The 3,839-nt window shown below is 71.1% G+C and carries 3 protein-coding genes; 1 reads left to right on the forward strand and 2 read right to left on the reverse strand.

The window, feature by feature from the left end:
- Positions 1-290 precede the first annotated feature (290 nt).
- Positions 291-857, forward strand: coding sequence for a universal stress protein (locus tag IE277_RS46255; RefSeq protein WP_189960093.1), 567 nt, complete (start codon positions 291-293; stop codon positions 855-857).
- A 7-nt stretch (positions 858-864) separates the two neighbouring features.
- Here IE277_RS46255 and IE277_RS46260 read toward each other — a convergent pair whose 3' ends face one another.
- Both IE277_RS46260 and IE277_RS46265 read right to left on the reverse strand, forming a co-directional pair.
- Positions 865-3,414 carry a DUF4118 domain-containing protein gene (locus IE277_RS46260; RefSeq protein WP_189960095.1) on the reverse strand — a complete coding sequence of 850 codons (2,550 nt, stop codon included), beginning with the start codon at positions 3,412-3,414 and terminating at the stop codon, positions 865-867.
- Between the two features lies 1 nt (position 3,415).
- Positions 3,416-3,839, reverse strand: a 424-nt coding sequence (locus tag IE277_RS46265; protein WP_189960097.1) for a winged helix-turn-helix domain-containing protein, incomplete at its 5' end; no start/stop codon positions are given.

Below are 3,839 nucleotides of genomic sequence, written 5' to 3' on the forward strand. Positions count from 1 at the left end.
ATCTGGGATGCCCCGGACGCGGGGAGGCGGACCGGGGCTCGCAGTCGACGTTATGCCCGGTGTCCCCGGGTTCCGGGCATGCTCTGACGGGACGCTGACGACGATCGGGGCGACCTTGACGGCATGCTGACGCCCCTGGTCAGAGGGCACGGGAAGGGTCGTCAGAAGGGCGCCAAGAACTGGCGTACGGGCTGTTCGAAAGCCGCGGTACCGGGGTGAGATGGAAGCGGTTCGAAGGAGAATCGCCGGCCGCGAGCCCTTCCGTCGGCGTGTGCAGAACGGTGAATGAGATGTCCGAGTACCGCCCGTCCTCAGCCGCACGCGTCGTGGTGGGAGTGAGCGGCTCTCTGGAGAGCCTCACCGCGCTGGGCCGGGCGGCCGAGGAGGCACGGCGCCGAGGGGCCGAGCTCTGGCCGGTGCTGGCGTGGGAGCCACCGGATGGGGACCCGGCCGCCCGCAGGTCACCGGCCGCGACCGCCATGGTTCCGGAATGGGAACGGCTGGCGCGCGAGAGGCTCTTCGGGGCGCTATGCGAGGTGTTCGGCGGCGTGGACACCTGTCTGCCCGGTCAGGCGCTCGTCGCGCGGGGCGCTCCGGGGCCGGTGCTCGTGCGGATCGCCGACCGGGAGGACGACCTTCTGGTGGTCGGTGCCGGACGGCGGGGTCGACTGCACCGGGCGCTGTCGCCGTCGGTCGGCCGCTATTGCCTCGCCCGCGCCGCCTGTCCCGTTCTCGCGGTGCCGCCGTCGCCGCTGCAGGCCGCGCTGGCGGCCGTGCACCGCCGCAACATCTGGCGGCTGCGGCTGGACACCGGGGACATACGGAGGGAGTTCGAGACGGTGCCGCCCGGCGCCTGAGGTGTGCTCAGGTGGCGGCCGCCGTCGGTAGATCCGGCTGTCCTGCTCGAGGCTCCGTTGCCGTCGGCAGGGCGAGCACCATGGTGAGGCCGCCGCCGGGCGTGTCCTCGGCGTGCAGTGTGCCGCCGAGGGCCTCGGTGAAGCCCCGGGCGACCGCGAGGCCGAGGCCGACTCCGACGCCGCGGGGCGCGTCGCCGTACCGCTGGAAGGGTTCGAAGATGCGGTCCTTGGCCTCGTCCGGGACGCCGGGGCCGCGGTCCACGACCCGTACCTCGACACGGTCGGCCAGGGCGCTCGCGGAGATCAGGACTCGCTCCTCCGGCGGGCTGTACTTGACGGCGTTCTCGACGACGTTGGCCACGGCCCGCTCCAGCAGCCCCCGGTCGACGTGGACCATGGGCAGGGTCTCGGGGATGTCCAGGTCCACGCACTCCTCCGGATTGGGGACTCCGCCGAGCGCCATGGGTACAACCTCGTCCAGGTCAGTCTCGCGGATGATGGGCACCACCGTGCCGGTCTGCAGGCGGGACATGTCGAGCAGGTTGCCGACAAGGTGGTCGAGCCGGTCGGCGCCCTCCTCGATGGCCTCCAGCAGTTCCGCCTGGTCCTGTTCGGACCACTCGACGTCGTCCGACCTGAGCGAGGTCACCGCGGCCTTGATGCCGGCGAGCGGGGTGCGCAGGTCGTGACTGACGGCGGCCAGCAGGGCGGTGCGGATGCGGTTGCCCTCGGCCAGTTCCTTGGCCCGGTCGGCCTCGCTCTGCAGCCGCTGCCGGTCCAGGACGACGGCGGCCTGAGCGGCGAACGCAGCCAGCACCCGGCGGTCGGCGGCGGGCAGCACCCGCCCACGCAGGGAAAGAGCCATGTGGTCGCCGACGGGGACATCGACGTCGGCGTCCTCCGGGATCTCGGCCGGCCGGGGTCCCACGCTGCTGGCGCAGGTCCAGGGCGCTGTCTCGCCGGTCCGCTCCAGCAGGGCCACCGACTCCATGCCGAAGGTCTCGCGGACCCGTTCCAGCAGCGCCTCCAGCGTGGTCTCGCCGCGCAGGACGTTGCCCGCGAGGAAGGAGAGAATCTCCGACTCGGCGCGCAGCCGGGATGCCTGATGGGTACGGCGGGCCGCGAGGTCCACCACCGAGGCCACGGACACGGCGACGCCGATGAAGATCGCGATGGCGACAATGTTCTTCGGGTCCGCGATGGTCAGGGTGTGGATGGGCGGGGTGAAGTACCAGTTCAGCAGCAGGGACCCCACGACCGCGGAGGCGAGCGCCGGGAAGAGGCCGCCCAGCAGGGCCGCCGCGACCGTCAGGGTGAGGAACAGCAGCATGTCGTTGGCGAGGCCGACATCGGGGGTGGCACTGGTGAGCAGCCAGGTGAGCAGGACCGGGCCGAGCACACCCACGGCCCAGCCCCAGATGACCCGGGAGCGTCCGAGGCGCGCGCCGCGCGCCACCGGCAGTCCGCGGCCCTTGCCCGCCTCGTCGTGCGTGATCAGGTGGACGTCGAGGTCGGGGCCGGACTCCACGGCGACCGTGGCGCCGACGCCGGGCCCGAAGACGTACTGCCAGCTGCGGCGGCGGGAGACACCCAGCACGACCTGGGTGGCGTTCACGCCCCGCGCGAAGTCCAGCAGCGCGACGGGTATGTCGTCGCCGACGACGTGGTGGAAGGTGCCGCCGAGGTCCTCCACGAGGGTGCGCTGGTCGGCGAGTTCCTTCGGAGAGGCCGAGGTCAGGCCGTCGCTGCGGGAGATGTAGACGGCGAGCACCTCGCCGCCGGCGCCCTTCTCGGCCAGGCGGGACGCGCGCCGTATCAGGGTGCGGCCCTCGGGGCCGCCGGTCAGCCCGACCACGATCCGCTCGCGGGAACCCCAGATCTTGGAGACGCGGTGCTCGCTGCGGTACTCGTTGAGGTACTCGTCGACCCGGTCGGCCACCCACAGCAGGGCCAACTCCCGTAGCGCCGTCAGATTGCCGGGCCGGAAGTAGTTGGACAGGGCCGCGTCGACCTTGTCCGACTTGTAAATGTTGCCGTGCGCCATGCGGCGGCGCAGTGCCTGCGGGGACATGTCGACCAGCTCGATCTGGTCGGCGCGCCGTACGACTTCGTCCGGGACGGTCTCCTGCTGCCGGATGCCGGTGATCGACTCGACCACGTCGCCCAGGGACTCCAGGTGCTGGATGTTGACGGTGGAGATCACGTCGATGCCGGCGGCGAGCAGTTCCTCGATGTCCTGCCAGCGCTTGGCGTTGCGCGAGCCGGGGATGTTGCTGTGCGCCAGTTCGTCCACGAGGACGACGGCGGGGGCGCGCCGCAGTACGGCGTCGACGTCCATCTCGGTGAAGACGGCGTCCCGGTACTCGATCTCCTTGCGCGGCACCTGTTCCAGGCCGTGCAGCATCACCTCCGTGCGCGGCCGGTGGTGATGTTCCACGAAGGCCACGACACAGTCGGTGCCCCGTTCGGTACGGCGGTGTGCCTCGGAGAGCATCGCATAGGTCTTGCCGACGCCGGGTGCCGCGCCGAGGTAGATCCGGAGCTTGCCGCGTGTCATGTCATCCTTCGAAGCGGTAGCCCATGCCGGGCTCGGTGATCAGATAGCGGGGGTGGGAGGGGTCCGTCTCCAGTTTGCGGCGGAGCTGAGCCATGTAGACGCGCAGGTAGTTGGTCTTGTTGCTCTGCGAGACGCCCCAGACCTCCTGGAGCAGCTGTCTCTGGGTGATGAGCCGGCCGGGGTTGGTGACCAGTATCTCCAGCAGATGCCATTCGGTCGGGGTCAGCCGGACGTCCCGCCCGGCCCGTACGGCCTTCTTGGCGAGCAGGTCGAGGCTGAAGTGCTCCGTCTCGACGAGTGTCGTCTCGGGGACCAGCGGGGTGTCCTCGGTACGGCGGACCGCCGCCCGCAGCCGGGCCAGGAGTTCGTCCATGCTGAACGGCTTGGTGATGTAGTCGTCGGCGCCGGCGTCGAGGGCGGCGACC

The sequence above is a fragment of the Streptomyces alanosinicus genome (genome assembly GCF_014650595.1).
GTDB lineage: Bacteria > Actinomycetota > Actinomycetes > Streptomycetales > Streptomycetaceae > Streptomyces > Streptomyces alanosinicus.